General features: G+C 55.8%; 20 protein-coding genes and 1 pseudogene. All 21 read right to left on the reverse strand.

What is annotated here, in order from left to right; all coding sequences use genetic code 11:
• Positions 1-90 precede the first annotated feature (90 nt).
• Positions 91-993 (reverse strand): peptidoglycan DD-metalloendopeptidase family protein, encoded by a 903-nt coding sequence (locus tag R3F50_17980; protein MEZ5492177.1) that lies wholly within the window; start codon positions 991-993, stop codon positions 91-93.
• Between the two features lie 105 nt (positions 994-1,098).
• Positions 1,099-2,052 carry a DUF368 domain-containing protein gene (locus R3F50_17985; protein ID MEZ5492178.1) on the reverse strand — a complete coding sequence of 318 codons (954 nt, stop codon included), beginning with the start codon at positions 2,050-2,052 and terminating at the stop codon, positions 1,099-1,101.
• A 9-nt stretch (positions 2,053-2,061) separates the two neighbouring features.
• The gene (locus R3F50_17990; GenBank protein ID MEZ5492179.1) at positions 2,062-2,730 is read right to left on the reverse strand and encodes a protein-L-isoaspartate(D-aspartate) O-methyltransferase; all 669 of its coding nucleotides are present in this window, start codon (positions 2,728-2,730) and stop codon (positions 2,062-2,064) included.
• 98 nt (positions 2,731-2,828) lie between these two features.
• Entirely contained in the window at positions 2,829-3,905 is a 1,077-nt protein-coding gene (locus R3F50_17995; protein MEZ5492180.1) for a tRNA pseudouridine(13) synthase TruD, read from the reverse strand.
• Complete coding sequence (gene ispF, locus R3F50_18000) at positions 3,902-4,402, reverse strand: 2-C-methyl-D-erythritol 2,4-cyclodiphosphate synthase (protein MEZ5492181.1); 501 nt, start codon at positions 4,400-4,402, stop codon at positions 3,902-3,904. The genes R3F50_17995 and ispF overlap by 4 nt, the downstream gene beginning before the upstream one ends.
• Positions 4,403-4,409: 7 nt before the next feature.
• Positions 4,410-5,105, reverse strand: coding sequence for a 2-C-methyl-D-erythritol 4-phosphate cytidylyltransferase (ispD, locus tag R3F50_18005; protein MEZ5492182.1), 696 nt, complete (start codon positions 5,103-5,105; stop codon positions 4,410-4,412).
• A gap of 58 nt (positions 5,106-5,163) precedes the next feature.
• On the reverse strand, positions 5,164-5,436 hold the full coding sequence (locus tag R3F50_18010; protein ID MEZ5492183.1) for a septum formation initiator family protein: 273 nt from the start codon (positions 5,434-5,436) through the stop codon (positions 5,164-5,166).
• 103 nt (positions 5,437-5,539) lie between these two features.
• Complete coding sequence (eno, locus tag R3F50_18015; protein MEZ5492184.1) at positions 5,540-6,841, reverse strand: phosphopyruvate hydratase; 1,302 nt, start codon at positions 6,839-6,841, stop codon at positions 5,540-5,542.
• Between the two features lie 83 nt (positions 6,842-6,924).
• Entirely contained in the window at positions 6,925-7,770 is an 846-nt protein-coding gene (kdsA, locus tag R3F50_18020; protein MEZ5492185.1) for a 3-deoxy-8-phosphooctulonate synthase, read from the reverse strand.
• Positions 7,771-7,891: 121 nt separating this feature from the next.
• A pseudogene (locus tag R3F50_18025) lies at positions 7,892-9,499 on the reverse strand (CTP synthase).
• A gap of 104 nt (positions 9,500-9,603) precedes the next feature.
• Positions 9,604-10,974, reverse strand: a complete 1,371-nt coding sequence (gene tilS / locus R3F50_18030) for a tRNA lysidine(34) synthetase TilS (protein ID MEZ5492186.1) — start codon at positions 10,972-10,974, stop codon at positions 9,604-9,606.
• Positions 10,975-11,015: 41 nt separating this feature from the next.
• Complete coding sequence (locus R3F50_18035) at positions 11,016-11,969, reverse strand: acetyl-CoA carboxylase carboxyltransferase subunit alpha (protein ID MEZ5492187.1); 954 nt, start codon at positions 11,967-11,969, stop codon at positions 11,016-11,018.
• A 77-nt stretch (positions 11,970-12,046) separates the two neighbouring features.
• The gene (gene dnaE / locus R3F50_18040) at positions 12,047-15,631 is read right to left on the reverse strand and encodes a DNA polymerase III subunit alpha (protein ID MEZ5492188.1); all 3,585 of its coding nucleotides are present in this window, start codon (positions 15,629-15,631) and stop codon (positions 12,047-12,049) included.
• A 132-nt stretch (positions 15,632-15,763) separates the two neighbouring features.
• Complete coding sequence (gene rnhB, locus R3F50_18045; GenBank protein MEZ5492189.1) at positions 15,764-16,384, reverse strand: ribonuclease HII; 621 nt, start codon at positions 16,382-16,384, stop codon at positions 15,764-15,766.
• Between the two features lie 20 nt (positions 16,385-16,404).
• Entirely contained in the window at positions 16,405-17,553 is a 1,149-nt protein-coding gene (lpxB, locus tag R3F50_18050) for a lipid-A-disaccharide synthase (protein ID MEZ5492190.1), read from the reverse strand.
• Between the two features lie 65 nt (positions 17,554-17,618).
• On the reverse strand, positions 17,619-18,389 hold the full coding sequence (gene lpxA / locus R3F50_18055) for an acyl-ACP--UDP-N-acetylglucosamine O-acyltransferase (GenBank protein ID MEZ5492191.1): 771 nt from the start codon (positions 18,387-18,389) through the stop codon (positions 17,619-17,621).
• On the reverse strand, positions 18,382-18,825 hold the full coding sequence (gene fabZ, locus R3F50_18060) for a 3-hydroxyacyl-ACP dehydratase FabZ (GenBank protein ID MEZ5492192.1): 444 nt from the start codon (positions 18,823-18,825) through the stop codon (positions 18,382-18,384). Before fabZ ends, lpxA begins: the two co-directional genes overlap by 8 nt.
• Positions 18,826-18,883: 58 nt before the next feature.
• Positions 18,884-19,906 (reverse strand): UDP-3-O-(3-hydroxymyristoyl)glucosamine N-acyltransferase, encoded by a 1,023-nt coding sequence (gene lpxD, locus R3F50_18065; GenBank protein MEZ5492193.1) that lies wholly within the window; start codon positions 19,904-19,906, stop codon positions 18,884-18,886.
• Between the two features lie 35 nt (positions 19,907-19,941).
• Positions 19,942-20,457, reverse strand: a complete 516-nt coding sequence (locus R3F50_18070) for an OmpH family outer membrane protein (protein ID MEZ5492194.1) — start codon at positions 20,455-20,457, stop codon at positions 19,942-19,944.
• 169 nt (positions 20,458-20,626) lie between these two features.
• Positions 20,627-23,281, reverse strand: a complete 2,655-nt coding sequence (bamA, locus tag R3F50_18075; protein ID MEZ5492195.1) for an outer membrane protein assembly factor BamA — start codon at positions 23,279-23,281, stop codon at positions 20,627-20,629.
• A gap of 78 nt (positions 23,282-23,359) precedes the next feature.
• Positions 23,360-24,751 carry an RIP metalloprotease RseP gene (gene rseP, locus R3F50_18080; GenBank protein ID MEZ5492196.1) on the reverse strand — a complete coding sequence of 464 codons (1,392 nt, stop codon included), beginning with the start codon at positions 24,749-24,751 and terminating at the stop codon, positions 23,360-23,362.
• Positions 24,752-24,774: the final 23 nt, after the last annotated feature.

Below are 24,774 nucleotides of genomic sequence, written 5' to 3' on the forward strand. Positions count from 1 at the left end.
TGGCGCCTCTCCCGGGAAACACCCTGGCAGCGGCGCCGGCTCGGAACGACTGGAATCACCGCACCAGGCACTCAATCCAGGCGCTGGGAATCACTGCCGCGGCAGATAATTCAACGGGTCAACGGGTTTACCGTCCTGGCGGATTTCGAAATGCAGCACCGGAGCCCCATCCGGGTTGACACCCGCCTCACCAATCTGTTCCCCACCGCGAATACGCTGCCCTTCCGTTACAAGCATAGCGCGATTATGGGCGTAGGCACTCAGTAACCTCTCGCTGTGTCGAATAATGACCAGATTACCGGAACCCTGTATCCCATTACCGGCATAGACCACTTCTCCGGCTGCCGCCGCGAGTACCGGTTGCCCGTCAATGGCACCAATATCAATCCCCTTCCTGGCGCTGGTATCGGCCTGGAAGTTAGTCAGAATCTGCCCCTTAAGCGGCCACTGCCAGTCTGGTTCGGCCTGACTCTCACTGCGGACAATCGGTTGGCGGATTACCCCGCGAACCGTCGGACTCGCTGCCTGGGCACGGGCCACGGTGTTGTTTTCCACCACCCGACCGATGGCGGCGGCTGCAGGGTTTTCGGGCGCGGTCGCTACCGGTCGCTCGATATCCAGACTCAATTCCTGACCCGCGAATATCGTATAGGGAGGGCTGAGGTTGTTGGCAAGGGCCAGACTTCGAAAATCCAGGTCATACTGAAAAGCGATTGAGTATAACGATTCGCCACTGGCAACCCGGTGCACATCGGTTCGCGGGGTTGCTTCCTGGCTGCGCCGGACACTTGGCATGGCGCGCGATCCAGCTGCTGCAGAAGGCGCAGCGGCTACTGCAGTACCTCTGCCATAACGGCTTGGCGAATCGTCGCTGCGGGTAACGATGACCGGCCCGGACTGGTCTGCAATCTCGCTCTGATCCATGATTGGAGCCTGATATTTACCCCCCAGACAGCCACCCAGCGCAGCACCCATAACCAGCCAGCCGAGCATCCTCGGTGCTTCCTGCCACCCGTGTTTAAATTCAGACCGACTCATAGTCCACATACAGCAATCAACTCGATCCACCGGGCCCCGGTTACCGGAAACCCCCTGTTGTTAATCGACCGACTTGCGGAAAAGTTTGTCAAAAGCAGTAATTATTACGATTCCGGCCAGCAGGCTGATCGCTACCGTGATGATCTGCGGATCCTGCCCGGTCAGCGATTCATAATTAAACGGCGACACATTATGCGCCTGCAGTACCTGGGACTCACCGGCGCTGTCCAGGTAGTAGCTGTCAACCTGCTGCCACGGCCACAAGACGTAAACCGACGCTAACAGCATACCGGTCAGAAAGGCGTAGCTCAATTCCCGGTAACGGGCCAGCGTCCAGGACAACAGGCGGGAAAACGCCAGCAGCCCGCAGCCACAACCTGCCGCGAACACCAGTATTATGGGTATCTCCAGGTTTATCAAGGCGGTCAGGACCGTGTCGTAGACACCTAGCATCAACAGCAGAAAAGCTCCGGAAAGGCCGGGCAGAATCATGGCACAGATTGCAATCAGACCACAAAGAAACAGGTAACCATACCCGGCATCAGCACTGTGGGGCGACAACGTGCTTACCAGCAGTGTAAGCGTCATTCCGGCCAGCATCAGCAGCCCGATCGACCAGCGCCAGACGCCCCACTCACGTTTCAGGGACCAGCTCGAAGACACTACCAGGCCGATAAAAAACGCCATCAGCGCCTCGAAATTATTTTCCAGCAATACCAGCACCAGTTCAGCGGAAAGCCGCAGGCTCAGCAGAATGCCGCTGGCGAGCACCAGTAAGAACGTACCATTCACGTAACTCCAGGCCCTTGCCGGCCCTTCACTGACCAACAGCCGCAAGGCTTTGCCATCGATGGAACGAATGGAAAAAATCAGTTCATCATAGATGCGCGCGATGACAGCAATGGTGCCACCCGACACACCCGGTACGGAATCCGCTGCGCCCATGGCCATTCCTTTCAGAAACAGCCAGAGGTATTCCCTGCCAGCACTGGACTGTTGAGAGTCATTGGGCATCGATGCAGCTCAGCTCGAAGCTTTGCCGGACAGAAGCGGCACGAAGCGGACTTTTTGCAGCGACTCGGTATGGAATTCATCGCCATGGCGTGTAATCAGTTGCAGCTCCTGCCCGGCTTCGCCCCCTACCGGTATGATCAGACGACCACCCTCCGCCAGCTGCCCGAAAAGCTCACCTGGAATCTGTTGGGGTGCCGCTGTCGTCAGAATGGCATCGAAAGGCCCTTTCTCCCGCCACCCCAGCGTTCCATCAGCGAATTTCAATTCCACCTGCCGCAGCCCCAGCAGTTTCAAATTTTTCCTGGCTCGTTCCAGCAAAGGTTTGATCCGTTCCACGGAGAACACCTGATCGGCCAGTTGCGCAATTACCGCCGTCTGATATCCGCAGCCCGTGCCGATTTCCAGCACCCTCCCCAGCGAGCCTGTGTTCACCAGCGCTTCGGTCATGCGCGCGACGATAAAAGGTTGTGAAATCGTCTGGCCGTATCCGATCGGCAGGGCAACATCTTCATACGCACGGTGGGAAAGCGCCTCGTCAAGAAAGATGTGCCGCGGGGTAGTTCGCATGATATCCAGGACGCGGTGATTTTTCACACCCTGCTCCATCAGGCGACCAATCAGTCGCTCCCTGGTGCGCTGAGAAGTCATGCCGATTCCATTCAGATTGGGTTTACTGATCATACTTGTTATTCACCGTGACAGCCGTTGAAGCCGGCCTGCACCAGGGTGCGGGCCGGTCCGTATCTTGCTTTTAATTCACCGCCTTAGCTGGACATTCAGACCAGCACCAGTTCCCGCAGCAGCGCGGTGGCATAACCGCCTGGTCCCAGCGTAAAGCTCAGCACCAATGTCTCTGCGTCTTCAAATTCAGCCCGCAAATCCTTCGGTACCAGACGTAATGCCCGCCGGGAGGATTGCACACCTGCCCGCACCAACCCTGCAGACAATTCGGGAAAGACGGCCAGGCAATCAGCCTCCAGCGCGGCGACAGCATCGCAGGCCAGATAGGGATCCTTGCCGTCCGCCTCGCCAGCCAGCAGACCGGTCGGGTGGATATCGAGCTCGCCCAGCCGCGATTCCAGCACGCCGACGTCGTCCGTAGGCTTCGCCTTGAACAGGCGCTTGGTGCCCGCCAGGTTGAATACCTCACCGGGCAACATCCGGTTCCAGCTCGCCTCTGTGACACGCCTGGAAAGAATCCCATTGAACAGAAAACTGCGCGTGGCCGACAGGAGCATGCTCTTTTTCTTTCTGGGTAAGCGCGGCATCCCCTTTATGTCATCGAATCCGCGGAAATAATCTTGAGCCTGACACACGTTTGACATCTGTCGTCCGAGCCGCTGCGGCCCAAAATAGTTGGGCACGCCGGCGGTGCTGATTCTGTCCAGTCGCGCTGCCAGTTCCCCAGGATCCACGCTGAGCTGGCGCAGGCGGATTCGAAAATGGTTGGCGCGATGACTGCCCAGACGCAGCTTGCGGTCATTACTGCGCACTTCCAGCAATTCCAGCCCGGCGCCCAGTGAGACACCGGCCTTGAGCCCCCTGCCGAGCTTTGCCGGCACACTGAACCATTGGGACGTCACAGCGCGCCGGTCCTTCATGCCAGAGAACCCCACTACGCCGGGTTCTGCGCCGATCTCGCGGGCAAGGCGATCGGCAGCGTCCGCGGTTCCAAGATCCCGCTTTCGAACCCTTAAAAACAGATGATCACCAACCCCGACCGGTTCGAAGCCAAGCTCTTCGTCAACCTGGAAATCCTCACACTCCTGTTTCATAAGCGCCGGGCAGAGCGGCTCTCCGCAGGCGCGAACGAATTGGGAAAAGTCTCCGGGAAAGACGATCGAAGCGGTCATTCTGCTCCATTGCCCGCCAGCAGGACTACGGCATGGGCGGCAAGCCCTTCCCGGCGGCCGGGGAAACCCAGCCCTTCGGTGGTCGTCGCTTTGACGTTGAGACAGGATGCGGGAACCCCCACGACCGCCGCCAGCCTTTCACGCATGGCGTTTACGTGGGGCGCCAGACGCGGCGCCTGTGCCACCACCGTCATGTCGGCATTGACAACCCGATAACCCTTGTCGCGAACCTGATCGATGACCGACTGCAACAGCAGACAACTGTCTATATTTTCATAGCGGGAATCGGTATCGGGAAAATGCTGGCCTATGTCGCCGGCACCGATGGCGCCCAGGAGCGCATCGCAAAGCGCGTGGACGACGACGTCGCCATCGGAGTGGGCCAGCAGGGGTCTGTCATGGGGCACCTTCACTCCGCCCAGAGTCAGCATACAGCCGGGCTCATGAACATCGGAAAATTTGTGCACGTCGAAGCCGTGGCCGATACGGAGGTTCATGGTCCGGTTACTCAATGCCCTGGGAGCTGAGTATCTGGGCGGCAAGATTTAGATCACTGGGGTGGGTAATCTTGATGTTGTCCCGATGACCGATCACCATCCTCGGCCTGTGTCCCATCAATTCCACAGCGGTGGCCTCGTCCGTCACGGTTTTCTGGCTTTTATCCACGGCTTCCAGTGCTTCGAGTAACAACCGGAAACGCAACACCTGCGGGGTAAACGCACTCCAGACATTGACTCTGTCCACCGTGGACACCACCTCCTGGTTTTCATCCACCAGCTTCATGGTATTGTCGACCGGGGCACCCAGTACACCTCCGACCGGATGGTCGGCAATCTGCGTGATCAATTTGTCCACGTCCTTGCGCCGGACACAGGGACGGGCGGCATCGTGCACCAGTACCCAATCGTCGTCCGCCGCCTTGGATTCCAGATACCTTAAGCCATTCAAAACTGACTGGTAGCGGTTCTCACCGCCAAACTGGCAATGTATCTTGGGGTTGTTTTCCAGCCCCAGCGTAGGCCAGACAGTGTCTTCCGGATTCAGCATTACTACGACCTGGCGCACGTAGCTCAGCGAGCCTATCCTGGCCAGCGACGTCTCAATAATAGGTCTTCCGTTCAGGTTCAGGTACTGTTTGGGGACTTTTGACCGCATTCTGCGACCAATTCCGGCGGCAGGAATAATTGCCCATATCGACATAGTTTTTTCTACTTGTTTGCAACGGCAGGAGCTCCCGGGGTTGTGGGTGGTTCGAGCCTCATTCGACTATAAGGTAAAAAGTCTCGTCTTTTCCGATCATGCCCAGTTCAGAGCGGGCCCGCTCTTCAACGGCTTCCAGTCCGCCCTGCAAATCCTTTACTTCTACCGCCAGATAGCGGTTGCGCTCCCGCATTTCCAGATTACTGGCCTGCTGACTTTCAAGCCTCGCTTCCAGCGCATTCAGGGCCCGCAGACTGCTTTTTCCAAACCAGATCTGGTATTGAAAAACAGCCAGAGCCAGTATCAGAGATCCCGTAACCAGTTTGTTCATGTTGTTTCCAACAGCTACTTTCCTCCGCCACTGCCTGACGGAGGGACCTGTTATTTCAGCCAACAGCCAACGGTGACCTGCTCCTGCCTGAACCCGCCTTCCCTCACCCGCGTCCTACGTGGGCAAACTCCGCCAGCCCATTGTACCGGGCTGCGCTGCCAAGTTCTTCTTCAATACGCAACAGGCGATTGTACTTCGCGACCCGATCAGACCGGCACAAAGAACCGGTCTTGATCTGGCCGGCTCCGGTAGCCACTGCCAGATCAGCGATAGTGGTGTCTTCTGTCTCACCGGAGCGATGTGAAATCACCGCCGTATAATTGGCTGCCCGCGCCATGGCGATAGCCGCCAGTGTTTCACTGAGCGTGCCGATCTGGTTGAACTTGATCAAAATTGAATTGGCGATATTCTGCCTGATGCCGCGCTCCAGAATACCGGTATTGGTCACGAACAAATCGTCACCCACCAGTTGCACCTTATCGCCCAGTTGAGCCGATAATTTAGCCCAGCCATCCCAGTCACTCTCATCCATGCCATCTTCAATCGACAATATCGGGTACTGGCTGGTCAACTGTTGCAGATAATCAACGAAGCCTGCCGAATCGTAGCTGGCGCCCTCGCCCCGCAATTGGTACTTGCCATCCCGATAAAACTCCGACGCGGCACAATCCAGAGCCAGGTGAATGTGTTCACCCATCTTGAGACCGGCCATTTCCACTGCCTGCACTATCGCGTCCAGAGCAGCGGCGTTGGAGGGCAGATTGGGGGCAAAGCCACCCTCGTCACCGACCGCCGTGCTCAAACCCTGCTTATTCAACACCGATTTGAGTGCGTGGAAGATTTCGGCGCCATAGCGCAGTGCCTCTGAGAAGCTGGTGGCGCCAGTGGGCTGTACCATGAATTCCTGAATGTCCACGTTGTTGTCCGCGTGTTCACCGCCGTTGACGATATTCATCATGGGTACCGGCAGGGAGTACGGAGCAGGATCGCTCACCAGACTTCTGATGTGCGCATAGAGCGGCACACCCGTATCTGCAGCGGCCGCCTTGGCAGCCGCCAGAGAAACCGCCAGGATTGCATTGGCACCGAGACTTGATTTGTTCTCCGTGCCATCCAGCGCATTCATGGCAGCATCCAGGCCGGCCTGATCGCTGGCTTCCCGGCCTACCAGGCAACCCTTGATAGCGGTATTCACATTATTGACAGCGGTCAATACGCCCTTACCCAGGTAGCGGGCGGGGTCTTTGTCACGAAGCTCAAGCGCCTCACGCGATCCGGTGGAAGCTCCGGAAGGGGCGCAGGCGGTACCAAAGGCTCCGGACGCCAGTGTCACATCCGCCTGCACAGTGGGGTTGCCTCGGGAGTCCAGAACCTCCCGGGCTCGAATATCGCTGATTTCTGACATAGTGATCCCTATAAATTTTTTCTATTCAGTAAGTTGACTTGCCTGGTTAATGTTAAATCACCTGCGCGAATCTGGTGCCGACATCACTGGGTATCGAGTTCAGGCATCGACTTGACCAGTTCGTCCATCGCCTTGATCTGCCGGAGAAAGGCTTCCAGGCGCTCAAGTCGTAAGGCACAGGGCCCGTCACACTTTGCCTGTGAGGGCTCGGGATGGGCTTCCAGAAACAGCCCCGCGATTCCCTGACTGAGCCCTGCCCGTGCCAGTGCTGTGACCTGCCCCCGCCTGCCCCCTGCCGACTGCTCCTGACCACCAGGCAATTGCAGGGCGTGGGTGACATCGAACAGCACCGGAAATCCAAAGCGCTTCATAATCGGAAATCCCAGCATGTCCACCACCAGGTTGTTGTAACCGAAGCAGCTGCCTCGCTCACAAAGCATCAACTGGTCGTTACCCGCCTGTTGAAACTTGCTCAGGATATGCCCCATTTCCTGGGGCGCCAGAAACTGTGCCTTCTTAATGTTGATCACGGCGCCGGTCCTGGCCATCGCCACCACCAGGTCTGTCTGCCGGGACAGAAATGCCGGCAATTGCAGAACATCAACCACTTCGCTGGCAGGCAGGGCCTCCTCCGGCGTATGGATATCAGTCAGTAGTGGCACCTGGAAAGTCTGCTTGATTTCCTGCAGGATCTTGAGCCCTTCATCCAGGCCAGGCCCCCGAAAGGAAGTAACCGAAGACCGATTGGCCTTATCGAATGAAGCTTTGAAGATATAGGGGATTTTCAACCGTGCGGCGACTTCCACAAAATGTTCCGCCACCTGCAGGGCCAGCTCCCGACTTTCTAAAACGTTCATTCCACCAATCAGGGTAAACGGAAGATCATTGGATACCTTCAGATTGGCAATAGAAATGGATTTCTGATTCATACGCACGCCTGTCCTTTACCTGGCAATACCACTACGCGGACCTGGCCTGGCTCAAATCAGCGGACCCTGACCCGGCGCTTTCATCCCTGCCGGCAGAACCGGCCATAAGCGCGTGTCTGTCCAGCGCGGCATTAATAAAGCCCGTGAACAACGGGTGACCGTCCCGTGGCGTGGAAGTGAATTCCGGGTGAAACTGACAGCCCACAAACCAGGGATGATCAGGCACCTCGATGACTTCCACCAGGGTACCGTCCATGGATTTGCCCACTACCTTCAGGCCTGCCCCGGTCAACAATTCAAGGTAGTCATTATTGACCTCGTAGCGGTGTCGATGCCGTTCGCGGATGACAGCCTTGCCGTAGCAACCAAAGGTGGTTGAATCTTCGCTCAGACGGCACTCCTGGCCGCCCAGGCGCATAGTACCGCCCAGATCTGACCCCTCATCCCTGACCTCTTTGCCGCCACTGGCGGTAGTCCACTCACTGATCAGTGCAATGACCGGATGTTTGCAGTCGGGCTGGAACTCGGAACTGTTGGCATCTTCAAGGTTCGCTACATTACGGGCATACTCGACAACGGCCGCCTGCAGGCCCAGGCATATACCCAGAAACGGAATCTTGTTTTCCCGCGCCCACTGCACGGCACGGATTTTTCCTTCGACGCCTCGCTCACCAAAGCCGCCGGGTACCAGAATGGCATCCTGCCCCTCCAGCAGCCCGATACCATTTTCCTTGATGTCGCTGGAATCGATATAACTGATATTCACGCGTGTGCGGGTCTGTATCCCCGCGTGACTGATGGCTTCGTTCAGTGACTTGTAGGCGTCCAGCAATTCCATGTATTTGCCTACCATGGCCAGGTTAACTTCCCGATCGGGGTTGAGCTTGGCATCGACAACCCGATCCCATTCTGCGAAATCCGCTTGCGGGCAGCTTATGTTGAAGCGATTTACAATGTAGTTGTCCAGACTGGTAGCGTGCAGCAGGGACGGCACCCGGTAGATCGTATCGGTATCGGGCAACGACACGACGGCTTCCAGATCCACATTCGTGAACAGAGCGATCTTGTGCCGTGAAGATTCGGGGATCTCATGATCGGAACGACATACCAGGATATCCGGCTGAATACCGATACTGCGTAATTCTTTTACCGAATGCTGAGTGGGCTTGGTCTTGGTTTCCCCTGCAGTGCTGATGTACGGCACCAGAGTCAGGTGCAGAAACAGTGCCCGCTGCGGACCCAGCTCAACCCGCAGCTGGCGTACCGCCTCCAGGAACGGCTGGGATTCAATGTCGCCGACCGTACCACCGATTTCCACCAGGGCTACCTCGGCCCCTTCGGCGCCGGCGATAATGCGTCGCTTGATTTCGTCAGTAATATGAGGGATTACCTGAATCGTTGCACCCAGGTAGTCACCGCGTCGTTCCCGCTTGATAACTTCTTCGTAGACCCGGCCGGTGGTGAAGTTGTTCTTCTGGGTCATGGTAGTACGGATAAAACGCTCGTAGTGCCCCAGATCCAGATCCGTTTCCGCACCATCATCCGTAACAAAAACTTCCCCGTGCTGAAACGGGCTCATAGTGCCCGGATCCACATTGATGTAGGGATCCAGTTTTAACATGGTTACTTTGAGACCGCGGGCTTCGAGAATCGCCCCGATTGAAGCTGAAGTGATGCCTTTGCCGAGTGATGAGACCACACCACCGGTAATGAAAATAAATCGCGTCATTAGCGCCCCATCTTTTTAGAATAATGCCATGCTTTCACATCAGGCCAGCACGCACAGATGGAACCACAGGATACTAGAAGGACTCCCCAAGCTCAACGCAATTTTCAGTCATCTTGCGGCTGGCGATGCAGCAGGTCGGGCTGTTCCCAGCTGACGAGAAGGGCCGGCTCCCCGGGGCCGGCTGCAAACTGCTCAACCACGCCGATACCCGGAATGCAGACCAGTTTATCGTCAGCATAAAGCAATGGCTGCCGGCTTCGCAGCCAGGGCGGCAAGGTGGACTCCTGCAGGATTTTTCTGAGGGACTTGCCCGGACGGCCAGCCAGGTGAATCGAGCCACCATCGCTAGTGTAACTTACCTTCAGGCCACCTCCACTGTACCGCAGTCGCTGTCGTGGACTGCCCCCATGCCCTGCAGCTGCTCCCACTGCCCGCAGATTACCGTTGCCAGCCAACGCCAACAGAGGCTGACTGTCTGGTTCCCACTGCTCTGGCCCAATAGTCGGTTCCTGAGTGTCGGAAAACAATAGCAACTGGTCACCGAAGCGTTGCACCGACCCGCGCGCACAATCCAGTCTTGCCCCCGGCTTATCGCTGACAATAATTTCAGTGACCAGCCTTTGCATAAGCTGCCAGCCCGGCGGCGCGAAGCCCGTTTTGAGCATCCAGTGGCGCAGCAAATTGCGCTGCCTGACCTGATCAAGCCGCAGCAAGGGTTGCACCTGCAGGATCCTGGGATCATCCGTAGCCATACTCGCCAGGTCCAGTAACGCAAGCTCCTCCGCCAGCTGATCTGCTTCAGCGCATAAAGTCATGGCTTTATGCCAGCTTTCCCGGAAGCCGGGAAATCGTTGCTCGATTATCGGCAGCACCTCATGGCGCCAGAAATTCCGGTCAAACTGGCGGTTGGCATTACTTGCATCCTCCACCCACTCCAGTCCCCGGTCACGGGCAAACTCTTCCAGCTGGTGGCGCCGATAAGGCAGCAACGGTCTTAACAACAGCGCGCTGCCCAATTCCCGGCTCCGGGGCATCCCGGCCAGACCACCAGGCCCTGCCCCGCGATTCAGGCGCAACAGCAGGGTCTCCATCTGATCATCCAGGTGATGCCCCATCACCAGACACTGATCCTTATCCAGTTGATGTTCAAAAACTCTGTACCGCGCCCGCCGGGCCAGCTCTTCCAGACTCTCGCCAGGCTGCAGCTCGACCGTGACCTGCGTGCCCGAGAAATGAATGCCACGTCGCTGGCACTGGCGCTGACAGAACTGCAACCAGCTGTCGGCATCAGGATTAAGACCGTGATTAACATGCAGGGCGCTTACCGGGCGACAGAGCCGCCCGGCGTGCTGCAGGGAGCTGAGGGACTCCAGCAGCACCATGGAATCGAGACCGCCGCTGAGAGCAATCACCAGGGATACATTGTCAGCCAGGTCGTCTAATTCCGACAGGATTAACCCCGGGTCAAACGTCATGGCGCCCGCATCGGAGCTGCTGTGTAACCTTCAGCCGGAAATCAGGAATGAATACCATAACTCATCAGACGCTGATAACGCCGCGCGACCAAATCATCCAGCTCCAGGCGCTGAAGCTGATCTATCTGCTGCACCAGGGTTGCCTTGATAGACTCCGCCGCGGCAGCGACATCACGATGGGCGCCACCGAGGGGTTCAGGGATCGTCTCATCCACAATACCCAGCTCCTGCAGGCGTTTGGAAGTGACTCCCATGGCCTCAGCCGCCTGGGCTGCGTATTCCGCTGATTTCCAAAGGATAGTGGCGCAGCCTTCCGGCGTAATGACGGTGTAAGTGGAATACTGCATCATGTTCAGGTAATCGGCGACGCCGATGGCGATGGCCCCGCCGGAATTCGCTTCGCCGGTTACCGTCGCGATCAAGGGGGTTCTGACCTGAGACATCAGCGCCATGTTTTCCGCAATTGCTTCATTGATCCCCCGCTCTTCAGAATCCATGCCGGGATAAGCACCGGGAGTATCGATAAAGGTGAGCACCGGCATTCTGAAACGCTCGGCCATTTGCACCAGGCGCCTCGCCTTGCGGTAACCCTCTGGCCGGGGCATGCCAAAATTGTGCCGCACCTTTTCCTTGGTGCCCCGTCCCTTCTGGTGGCCAATGATCATTACCGGCTTGTCATCCAGGCGGCCAATACCAGCGATCAGCGCCAGATCATCGGCAAACAACCGATCACCGTGCAATTCGTCAAAGTCAGTAAAAATATGCTGTATATAGTCCAGGGTATAGGGACGCAAAGGGTGGCGGGCCACCTGGGCTATCTGCCAGGGAGACAGATTGGAATAAATTTTTTCTGTCAGCTTGGTGTTTTTCTCCTGCAGCTTCTGAATCTCGTCGCTGATGTTCAGCTCGTTATCAGAGCCGACCAGGCGCAGTTCATTGATCTTGATTTCAAGATCCGCTATCGGTTGTTCGAACTCAAGGTAATTGGGATCCATATTGTCCTTTCAGATTCCTGTAATTCGTTAACACGGCGCTCAGCCGCACTCCTGTCTCCAGGGCCCGTTGACTGGCCCTAATACTGGACGCTGATGTGTTGCTTGCCGAACTCGGCCTTCAGACGCTGCAACAGATCATCTGATACCGCCACCGTCCACTGATGGCCGAAGATTATACACCCTTCGGAGTCTTCGCGACGGTATCGGGCCGCAATCAGACACCCCCGCCGACCGCTGCCGCCCTCGGTTGCCTGGTGATTGCTCTGGCTGCCAGAACCCGCATCCATCCGCGCCTCGACTAATTTCAGGCTGGCGTCTATTCGATAAGGCGCCAGGATCGTGGCAAGCTCATCGCAGAAATCAGCATTCAGCGCACGCGCCTCCAGGTGAATATTCAGCCGCCTGGCACGTGCCTGGCGAAAGTCCTGCAAGGTAAATATTTCTTTCACCCTGCCACGCATGCCACCGCTGTAATCGTCTTCACTGACCTGACATTCCACCACCAGAATGGAGTCCTTGGTGAGGAGATCCCGGTATTTCTCGTATTCCTTGGCGAACACTGACGCCTCGAAGCGACCACTCTTGTCATCCAGTACGACAAAAGCAATAGTGTCGCCCTTCTTGCTCTTCATCGTTCGCACGGAATGGACCAGACCTGCCACCAGCTGGGTTTCCTTTTCCGGTTTCAGGTTCACAATCCGATCGGCGACAAACTGCTCCAGCTCCGGGAGGTACTCGTCTACCGGATGACCGGACAGATAGAGTCCCAGCGTATCCCGCTCGGCAGTCAGGCGCTGCTGCTCGCTCCAGGGCCGCACACCGGACTTCAATACCGCCTGCGGCGAAATATCGGAGTTCGACCTGACCGGCTCTATGGCGCCAAACATATCGTCGACCCCGATAGCCTGGTTTCGCGAGCTCTGCTCGGCAGCGCGCAGCGTCTCATCGAGACAGGCTGTCAACACCGCCCGCGTCGTATCCGCGTCATTGCCGTCCAGCACACTATCCAGCGCACCGGACCGAATCAACGCTTCAAGAGCCCGTTTGTTTACACTGTGTCCTTCAACCCGGGAGCAGAAATCCAGCAGACTGGTAAACACCCCACCCCGGGCGCGCGCCTCGGTGATGGCCGATATCGGGCCCTGCCCCATACCCTTGATGGCTCCCAGGCCGTAAACGATTTCCCCGCGATCGTTTACGGTAAAATTATGCGCTCCGATGTTGACATCCGGATGTACCAGGGGAAGCCCCATGGAACGACACTCGTCAATCAGGGTAACGATCTTATCCGTGTTCTGCATATCAGCCGTTAATACAGCTGCCATGTAATGGGCCGGATAATGGGTTTTCAGCCACGCGGTCTGGTAAGAGACCAGGGCATAGGCTGCGGAATGAGATTTGTTGAATCCGTAGCCGGCGAATTTCTCCATCAGATCGAATATTGAACCGGCCAGTTTTTTATCAACGCCACGCTGCTCGGCACCCTGCATGAAAATCGTGCGCTGACGGTCCATTTCCTCAGGTTTCTTCTTACCCATGGCCCGGCGCAGCATGTCTGCACCACCCAGGGTGTAACTGGCCAGTACCTGGGCGATCTGCATCACCTGTTCCTGATAGAGAATAACGCCATAAGTGTTTTTCAGAACCGGCTCAAGGTCCGGGTGCGGATAGTTTACCCTGGCGCGTCCGTGTTTGCGGTCGATGAAATCGTCCACCATGCCAGACTGCAACGGCCCGGGGCGAAACAGGGCTACCAGCGCAATAATGTCTTCAAAACAGCTTGGCTGAAGACGCTTTATCAGGTCTTTCATGCCCCGGGATTCCAGCTGGAAAACCGCTGTCGTGTTAGCTTTCTTGAGGAGACCATAGACCTCCTCATCGTCGAGAGGAATCCTGCCGATGTTTATTTCGGTGCCATCCGGGGCACCTGCGTTGATCATCTTCACTGCCCAGTCGATGATGGTCAGTGTCCGCAGGCCCAGAAAGTCAAACTTCACCAGACCGGCGGTTTCAACATCATTCTTGTCAAACTGGGTAACCAGGCTCTCGCCGTTCTCATCGCAGTAAAGGGGCGTAAAATCGGTCAGCCTGGTCGGCGCGATGACCACCCCCCCGGCGTGTTTGCCCACGTTCCTGACAATACCCTCCAGCTTGTGGGCCATTTCCATGATCTCCTGGGCGTCGTCGTCACTGTCGATAAACTCGCGCAGCTGAGGCTCCTGCTCCAGGGCCCTGGCCAGGGTCATCCCCGGTTCAAAGGGAATCAGTTTGGATAGCTTGTCAGCCAGGGCATAGGACTTCCCCTGCACCCGACCCACGTCACGCACCACGGCCTTGGCCGCCATGGTGCCGAAGGTAATAATCTGCGAGACCGCTTCTTTACCGTACAGCTCCGCAACATGCTGGATCACCCTGTCCCTGCCGTCCATACAGAAATCCACATCAAAATCCGGCATGGAGACCCGCTCCGGATTCAGAAAGCGTTCGAACAGCAGGTCATACCTGAGGGGATCCAGATCCGTGATGCCCAGCGCCCAGGCAACAATGGAACCGGCACCGGATCCACGCCCCGGTCCAACCGGAATGCCATTGTTCTTGGCCCACTGAATAAACTCCATCACGATCAGAAAATAGCCCGGAAACCCCATCTGGATGATGGTCTGCAGTTCCAGGTCCAGACGCTCGTAATACGGGCCGCTACGGGTCGGATAATCCTCGCTGCCGGGATCAAATATCTCCACCAGTCTGGCCTCAAGGCCTTCCCTGCTGAGGCGGCGGAAATAATCATCCACCCCGGAACCATCGGGTACCGGGTAATTGGGGAGATGAGGCTGATACAGGTTCAAGGCCAGATTGCAGCGCCTGGCGATTTCGACGGAATTTTCGATGGCCTCTGGAATGTCAGCGAACAAGGTCTGCATTTCTTCCGCTGAGCGCAGGTATTGTTGATCGCTGTAATTGTGGGAACGCCTGGGGTCATCAAGCGTTCGACGTTCATTGATACAGACTCTCAGCTCGTGGGCATCGAAATCCTCCGGCCTGAGGAATCTGACATCATTGGTCGCCACTACCGGGCACTCTTCCTGCAAGGCCAGCTGTATAGCCGCTTCGATGTAATCTTCTTCACCATTGCGACCGGTGCGCTGCAACTCTAGGTAGAAGCTGTCGGGAAAAATAGCCAGCCAGTCACGCAGCAACAGCGCCGCACGCTCCTGTTCGTCTTCAAGCAGCGCCTTGCCCACGTCACTGTGCCTGGCACCGGAAAGTGCAATAAGACCGGATGCCGCTTCTCTAAGCCAGCTTTTCTCCAGGTGCACCTCGGCGTGCGTGGACTTCTCGGTATAGGCCCGGGAAATCAGTCGCGTGAGATTGAGATAACCCTCCCGGTTCCTGACCAGTAACGCCAGCTGCGATTCGTTTTCGTGTTCATCGATGACCTTGATATCACAGCCACAGATCGGCTTGATGCCCTGGGCCATTGCCGTCGAGTAAAACTTGATCAGACCGAACAGGTTACCCAGGTCGGTGACCGCCAACGCCGGCATGGCAAGCTCAGCGGCCGATGCGATAAGCGGCTTGATCGTGACGATACTGTCACTGATGGAGAATTCAGTATGGAGCCGCAGGTGAACAAAGCAGCTGGTTGGGGAGGATTCAGGCATTTGTCGGCACATCGGGCGGTTCGAGTCAGTGAGTCTGACTATACCGGTTTTTCTGCAGTTTGTTTAGAGAACCTCTGAGTAACCGCCCGTTGACTGCCGCACAGTTCTGCAGGGCTTCCTGCGCCTTAAAACCTACAGCAGATCCGCTACCGGTTTAAAGGAACGGCGATGTTCGGGACAGGGGCCAAGCCGCGCGAGCGCCTCCAGGTGGGCGCGGGTCGGATACCCCTTGTGCTGAGCGAAGCCGTAACCCGGGTAGCGCAATTCCAACGCATCCATTGACTGGTCGCGGGATACCTTGGCAAGAATTGAAGCGGCCGCGATGCATTGCAATTTTGCATCCCCCTTGACTATCGCGGCCGACTGGTAGGCCCAGTCGGGGCAACGATTGCCATCTACCAGAACGAATCCCGGGGTTGTGGCCAGTGCATCCACTGCCCGGCGCATGGCCAGCAGACTCGCCTGCAGAATATTCAGCCCGTCTATTTCAGCCACCGACGCTCGGGCGATGGCATACGCAGTTGCCCGTTCGGTGATTTCTTCAAAACACCGGGCCCGCCTGCTGGCATTCAACTTCTTCGAGTCGTTCAGGCCTGTCACTGGTTTCCTGGCATCCAGGATAACGGCTGCCGCAACCACATCACCGGCCAGAGGTCCCCGGCCCGCCTCATCAACCCCGGCCAGCAGCTGACAGCCAAGCGCCAGCGGAGGCAGCTCAAAACTTCGTTGCGGGTCAATTAACAGTGCCTCCATAAATGGTGTCAACCGCGTTCTCAGGGGCTGCCCAACAGGCCAAGCACCGCCTCTGCCGCCCGCCTGTTGGCCTGCCTGGCTATCGACTGCCGCATCTGTTCGAAACGATGCAGGCGACCATCCCAACTGCCTGGATCAGCGAGAAAACGTTGGATCTCGCCAAACAGGTTCTCCGTGGTGGCCTCGTGCTGCATATACTCGGGAACCAGCATTTCACCGGCCAGCAGATTGGGCAGCCCGACATAAGGCACCTTTAATATCCGTGACGCCAGAGCATAAGTCAGGGGAGCGACCTTGTAGCAGATGACCATAGGTTTCCCCAGCAACATGGTTTCCAGGCTGGCTGTTCCAGACGCCAGCAATACCAGGTCCGCCGCCCTGATAGCATGCTGAGCCTGACCATCGAGCAGCCTGACACTGGCCTTGCCCTGCCGGGCGGCGATAAGGGCTTCAATCTCTTGTCGCAATCCAGGATTGGCACAGGGAATGACAAAAACCGGTACCTGCGGCAACACCTGGCAACGCTCTGCCACGTCGAGAAACAGCGGGGTCAGTCGTTTCACCTCGCTGCTCCGACTACCTGGCAGCAAGGCGATCACAGTGTCCTTCCCGTCCAGTCCGCAGGCAGCGCGTGCGGCATCACGGTCCGAATGCCCTTCGATCTGATCGGCCAGCGGGTGGCCGACACATTCAGCCGGTATACCGTGGGTTGCGTAGATTGACAACTCAAAGGGAAACAACACCAGCATCAGATCTACCGCCTGCCTGATCTTGCGCAGGCGTTTTTCACCGTAGGCCCACACGCTGGGGCTCACGTAGTGCACAGTCCTGATACCATGATTTTTAAGGTATTTTTCGAAGCGGGTATTGAATCCTGGCGAATCAACGCCGACAAACACGTCAGGAGGGTTGTTCAAAAAATGTGCTTTGAGCTGCCGATCGATGGACAGCAGTTCCGGCAGGCGGCTCAATGGTTCAACGAACCCCATAACCGACAGTCGCTCCATCGGGAAGAGGCTGTGAAATCCAAGCTCCATCATAGCCGGCCCACCGATACCTTCGAAACGGGCGTCCGGGTACCGTTTCAGCATTTCCCGCATAAAACCGGCGCCTAAGTTGTCACCGGACTTTTCCCCGGCCACCATGCCGATAAGCAAACTGTTACCCATGTGATAAAACCTGAGATTGATTGTCGGGCACAGTGCGCGGATTTAACAGGCTGTTGGGAAATCGTTCAGCGGTGAATCCCTTTCTCGGAGGCTTGCAGTGAATCAATGAGCACCTGCAGATCGCTGCACTTTGCTTTCATGGACTCCAGGGTATCAATAGCTTCCTCGAGACTCAGGCCACGCTTATAGATAATCTTGAACGCGGTCCGGATAGCCTTGATGGAATCGCGATCGAAACCGCGACGTTCCAGGCCAATGGCATTGATACTTCGCACCGCAGCTGGGTTTCCACTGATAATTATGTAAGCCGGAACGTCATTGGTGATATGAGTCATCCCACCTACCATGGCGTGGGCACCAATCTTGAGAAACTGGTTAACACCGGCATAACCACCCAGTATTGCCCAATCCGCCACCTGGACGTGACCGGATATTCCTACGTTATTCGCGAACACGGTGTTACTGCCGACCACACAATCGTGCGCAATGTGGACGTAGGGCATTAGAAGATTATCATTTCCGATAACCGTAACGCCGCCTCCTGCCGCGGTCCCCCGGTGCAGCGTGACTCCCTCGCGAAAGGTATTGTTATCACCGATCTCCAGCCAGGTTTCCTCACCCTGGTATTTTTTGTCGGCCGGATCCTCCCCAACAGACGAAAACTGGAAGATCGTGTTGTTTGCGCCGATTCGTGTATTGGCGCGAATAACCACGTGTGACCCGATCTTTGTTCCTGACTCAATCGTTACCTGTGGCCCTATTATCGACCAGGGTCCCACCGATACGCCGTCCGCGAGTTCGGCCGAGGGATCAATTTGCGAACTGGGATCAATCAACCTGAACCTTCCTTTCCGCGCACATGATATTCATTGTTGTAACCAGTTCATCGTCAACCTTCGCTGTACACTTGAATTTGTAGATCCCTTTTCTGGCAGTTTCGATTTCTGCCATCAGGGTCAACCGGTCACCGGGAACCACGGGGCGACGCAAACGCACATTATCGGCGCCAACAAAATAATACAGATAACCGTCCTTGGGCTTTTTTTCCTGACTTTTAAACCCCAGCACACCAGCCACCTGGGCAAGCGCTTCGATAATCAACACACCTGGCATGATCGGTTCATGGGGAAAGTGGCCCATAAAGAACGGCTCATTTACAGTCACATTCTTGTAGCCCACAATCGACTTACCCAACTCAATCTCCACAATCCTGTCAACCAACAGGAACGGGTACCGCTGCGGCAAATATTCCTTGATTTCCTCAATCGTCATTATCACTTCTAGTCCTCTCTCTGCTGCCTGCGCGCCTTTCAAGTTGGCTAACAGCCTGCTAATTCTTGCTTTCAAGCCGGCTCAAGCGTTTGGCCATGCTGTCCAGCTGGTTAAATCGAATGGCATTCCGACGCCATTGGGTTGAGCTGACGATACCCGTGCCCGAAGAATAATCTCCAGCCTCGGTTATGCTCTTACTGACCAACGACATGGCGCTTACCCTGACCCTGTCAACAATCCGTATATGCCCCACGACGCCTGAGCCGCCGCCCAGCACACAGTACCGCCCAACCTCGGCACTGCCCGCAACTGCCGCACAGCCGCATATCACAGTATGTGCCCCGATCCTTGCATTATGCCCAATCTGAACCTGGTTATCTATTTTAACCCCTTGTTCAATAATGGTATCTTCAATGGCACCACGATCTATTGTAGAACCGGCGCCGATCTCTACATCGTCACCCACCAGCACACCGCCCAACTGATGAATCTTGACCGATTTCTGCCCGTCAAACGCAAACCCGAATCCATCAGCACCAATAGTGGCACCCGAATGGACGATCACATTGTTACCCAGCCGTACACCGTGATAGAGAGACACATTGGCAAACAAACGGCAATTGACTCCAATCTGGCAGCCTTCACCGATAAAAGTACCAGCACCGATACGGGTTCCGGAATCCAGGCTGACACCCCCTTCGATTACCGCGTTGGCACCAATGGAAACATTGTCGGCCAGACGGGCGGAGGAAGAAACGGAGGCGCTGGGGTGGATGCCCTGGGGGGGGACCGGTGTGGCGTCAAAGAGCTGTGTCGCCTGGGCGAAACTGACATAGGGTGCCGAAGATATCAACTTGCTTACTGGACAGGCCTCAGCAAACTTCTCTTCTAAAATCACGGCAGATGCACGGCACTCGGCTAACTGCCTGGTATACGAGGGATTGCTGAGAAAGCAGAGTTTTCCCGGCGCTCCCGTGGTGAGAGTCGCCAGACCGCTGATAAGGCAGTCTTTGTCCCCGACCAGCCTGACACCGAGCAGGTCTGCAAGTGTGCCAAGTGTATAACTTTTTTCGTCACTCACCTGGCAACTACCCGCAGCTTCAACGTATTAAACGTTTAGTTCTGATTTAATTCGTTAATCTTCGCGGTCACTTTGGGAGTGATATCCAACACCGGGTCTGCATAAGCGACACCGGTCGCATTCAGAATCAGATCGTACCCGCCTTCTGCCACCACATCAGTAATGGCCTCGGTAAGGGTTCCGCGCATGCTCTCTACAAACTGCTGGTTTTTTTGCTGCAATGCCTGCTGAACCCGCTCGGAAATCAGCTGCAATTGAAGCTGTTTTTCCTGTGCATCGGCATTCATCTGACGAATTTCCGACTCGCTCATGATTGCTTCGTCCTGCTGAAACTTCTGCTGCAAGGCGACCAGTTCCTCCTGCAGGGTCTGGGCGCGACGCTCATCGCCGGAAAACTCTGACTGCAACTCTTCCTGAACAACCCGCGCAGCTTCCGAATTAAACAACGCCTGTTCAAGGTTTATGATGCCGATCTTGGTGTCCTGGGCCATGACAAAGCCCGGAACTAAGGTCAAACTCACCAGCAACATCAAGGATTTAACTGTTTTCACGTACCGTCTCCAAAAAAATCTAAGCCCTGCCGGGCAATTGGCTGAATCTACTGCTTTTCTGTTCAATCTAGCGTTCAGGTTGTCGCAACCCAATAGTGCGCTCCGCCCCTGTATTCTCCGGCCCCGGGGGCCTTCGCCGCGCGAAGGCTGCTAATTCTACGCCACCCTGTCAGAATCCGGTACCAACAGTGAAATCGAATGATTTCGTGTCATCATTCAGACCTTCCTTCAACGGTGTCGCCAGATAGAAGGTCAACGGCCCGAACGGTGACAGGTAGGTAACACTGATACCGGCAGCGAACCGCAATTCCCCTGCGTCAAAGTCACTGCAGTTGCGCAACAGCTGTTGAGTCTGGGTACAGTTGGAGGAAAATACGTTTCCGCCATCAATGAAGAACGCTGACCGGACCTGATTGCGATTTGGTACAAAAGGCAGCGGAAACATCAACTCCAGGCTCCCCGTGGTCAGTATATTACCACCAAAGCTGTCGAAATCACGATCCAGGAACTGTTCCTCTATCGCCAGCGCCAGTTGCTCGTTGCCTAATTCATCCAGAATCGTGGTGGTCTCATAGCCGACAACATTCTCCGCATACTCGGCAAAACCCTCGAAATCCCGGATAATTTCACCGTTCTCGTCGCGGGCCAGCGTGGATGGTATATTCTGGAAACGGTAGCGTCGCCCGGGCGTACTCTGCGGGCCAAGGCTGTTCTCATCAAAGCCCCTGACCACCCCCTGCGCGGTTATCCCTCCGGCAAAAAAGTGCTGAAAGAACGGCATCTCGTTGGATTTACCGTAACCAAACCCATAGCCAAGGTTGTAGCGCAATGCCACCACCCAGTCACGGTTGTCGCTGATGGGCCAGTACATCTGCCCTTGATAATTGATGGTGGCGTATTCCAGATCACTGCCGGGCAGGCTGACCTCCACTGCCAGTGAGTGCAGCGAACCCGCATTGGGTAACTGCCCGCGGTTCAACGTATTACGAAACCAGGTTCCGGTGACAGTAAAATTATCAAAGGTATCACCATTGCGGTCAATGAAGCCCGGCTCAGGGTATTTCCGCAAGGCTGAATCGGGCAGATCATTTACATTACCCAGCACCGCGTCCTGAACAGGCCCTTGCCAGGGATTGTTGTTGGCGGGGGAAATAACATACTGATCAATCCCCTGAAAGAAAACCGGACTGGCCTGAATTTCCTGCACAGAACCGAATCCGGAACTCAGTTCCGTATGGGAATACCCGATGTCAAAACCAAGGGCTTCCACCTCGCTCATCGGATAGCTGAAATTGAAACCCGCCCCGTACGAACTGGTATTGAAACTGGAAATATTGAACGGCGACTCAACTTCCTGGGCAAATATATTAAAGCCCCGGCTCACCCCGTCAGGCGTGTAATAGGGATCCAGATACTGGATATTCAGGCTCTGGCTGAAACGACTGCGGTTGAGACCGAACCCGATTGTTTTGCCAGTGCCAAGAAAATTCTGCGCCTGCAGGGAAGTGCTGACGAAAAAGTTTCCAGCGCCGCCCCCTACGGAAAAATTTACCGAGCCGAAATTCTGTTCCACCACATCATAATTCACATCGATCTGATCTTCCGTGCCCGGCACCTCGACAGTGGCAACTTCAACGGTTTCGAAATAGCCAAGCCGCTCCAGACGCACCTTCGACTGTTCGATCTGCTGGCTGGAGGCCGGCGCGCTTTCCAACTGACGCATTTCACGTCGCAGTACTTCATCAGCCGTGGAGAGATTGCCGTTGAAATTTATGCGGTTGACATAGGTACGATTACCCGGCTCGACGAAAAACGTCACGTCGACGGTGTTTTCACCCTCGTTGATCTCCGGAATACCGGTCGATGCGGCAAATGCGTATCCGAGGTTCCCCAGAAATTGCACCATGATCTCTTCTGTACCGGTGACCAGAGCCTGCGAATAGATCTGCCCTGGCCTGACAAAGACCGCTGCCCGCAGCAGTGCTTCGGCATCCACCAGATCGCCGGCCAGCTCCACCTCATTGATAGTGTACTGAGGGCCCTCATTCACATTGACGGTGATATAGATTTCTTCTTTGTCGGGCGTAATGGAGATAGGCGTGGAATCGATACTAAACTCAACGTAGCCGTTATCCAGATAAAAAGATTCGAGACGCTCGAGATCACCGGAAAACTGCTCCCGGGAATACCGATCACGCCGACTCAGAAACAGCCAGAAGGGCTTTGTACCCTGCTCAAATAATTCGAGCAGCACCTCGTCTTCAAAAGCATCATTGCCGACAATGTTGATATGCTGAATCCGGCTTTCTTCACCTTCGTTGATGTCCAGATTGATGGCAACGCGGTTCCTTGGCAGCTCCTCGACCTCAATCTCCACTGTAGCACCGTAGCGCCCCCGCGAAGAATAAACATCCTGAATACCCTGCCGGATCGCCTCCAGTGTGGCGCGGGTAAATATCTGCCCTTCGGCTATTTCCGCCGTCGCCATGTTGTCAATGATCTGCTCGGTTTCCAGAACACTGTTACCCTCGATATTGATTTCCGCAACCGAAGGACGTTCCAGGATACTGATGACCAGCAGGTTCCCGTCACGCAGCACTTCAATATCATCAAAGTAGCCGGAGTCAGAAAGCGCCCTGATAATGTCAGCTGCCACATCGGGCGTTACTTCATCACCTATACCAACCGGTAGAAGCCCATAAATAACACCCGGTGAAACCCGCTGATAGCCATCGATGATTATGTCAGCGATAGTGAAATTCTGGGCATAAGACGAATTGGCAATTCCAATGAATAATAGGAGACCAAGACAAAGTTTTTTCATTATCAATTCGTACTCAAGTTTAAGCTTTTCAAACTACTATGGCGGGTAGGTTAATCACTTCGGCTGCTGATGTGTTTTTTATAGCAGTCGACTAACATCGTTATAAATAGCCAGAACCATTATCCCTGATATCAGCAACAGACCCAGCTGCAAACCCAGCTCCTGAATTTTTTCCGGCACCGGCCTGCGGATCACCGCCTCGATCAGGTAGTACAGCAGATGGCCACCATCCAGAACCGGTATCGGTAACAGGTTCAGCACGCCGAGCGAAATACTCAGAATCGCCAGAAACCCGAGATACACATCCAGTCCGTACGAGGCTGTTTCGCCGGCGACCTGTGCAATGGTAATAGGCCCATTGATATTCTTTACGGAAATCAGGCCTACAACCATTTTCTTTATCGAGTCCAGCACGAACAACGATTTGCTCCAGGTTTCCTGCAACGCCGGAACAATGGCTGTAAACGCATTGAATTCAAGACGGCGTTGCCGGTCTGCCGGTAACAGGTCGGCAATGGACCTTTCAACAACCGAGGCGCCAATAGTGCCGATGACCCTGCCATCCCCCACTGCCGTGCGCTCTGGTCGCAGTCGCAATTCGACCTCTTCACTCCCTCGTTGGACAACGACATCCAGATCGAGTTCCGGGTTTGCTCGCACGATTTCGACCCAGTGGGACCAGCCGCGTATGGGCCGGCCATTGGCACTGATCACTTCATCACCAGGCTGTAAACCGCCCGCCTCTGCTCTACCACCGGGTATTACGGAGGCGATTTCCGGAGGCAGATCAAACTGCACGAGCCCCAGTGAATACAATGGATCCGGCGCAGTGGATTGTGCCAGCCAGCTATCGATCGAAACCTGCCTGGTTTCTGAATCCAGCGCGCCTGCCGGGGTGACTGTCATTTCGATCTGGCCACTTTCCCCCAGTCGCTCAAGCAACTTCATGGTTACCTGCTGCCACATTTGCGTCTGGGTACCGTCGACTGCTGTAATCTCGTCGCCCGCCTGCAGGCCGGCCCGATCCGCCGGACTGTCTTCGACAACACTGTGAACTACCGGCGCCAGGCCGGTAACGCCGTAGCTAAGATTGATTATCCAGAAAACAACCGCCGCGAGAATAAAATTGGCCACCGGACCCGCGGCGACAATAGCCATTCTCTGCCACAGCGGCTTGAAGGCAAAAGACTCCGCCCGTTGCACTGCGGTAAGCTGACTGTTGTCCGCTACCGCGATATCTTCCTGCCCCAACATCTTGACGTAGCCACCGAGGGGGATCGGCGCGATGGCGTACTCCACACCGTCTTTTCCGATCCAGGATTTTAGTGGTTTGCCGAACCCAATCGAAAACCGCAGCACCCTGACACCGCAGCGACGGGCCACCCAGAAATGACCGAACTCGTGAAATGTAACCAGAATGCCCAGCGTCACAATCAGGGCAGCGACATTTAAAAACAGCGTTGGAAGCATAATTAAACCTTGTGGGTCGATCC

Source organism: Gammaproteobacteria bacterium, from assembly GCA_041395725.1.
Taxonomy (GTDB): Bacteria; Pseudomonadota; Gammaproteobacteria; order Pseudomonadales; family Pseudohongiellaceae; genus NORP240.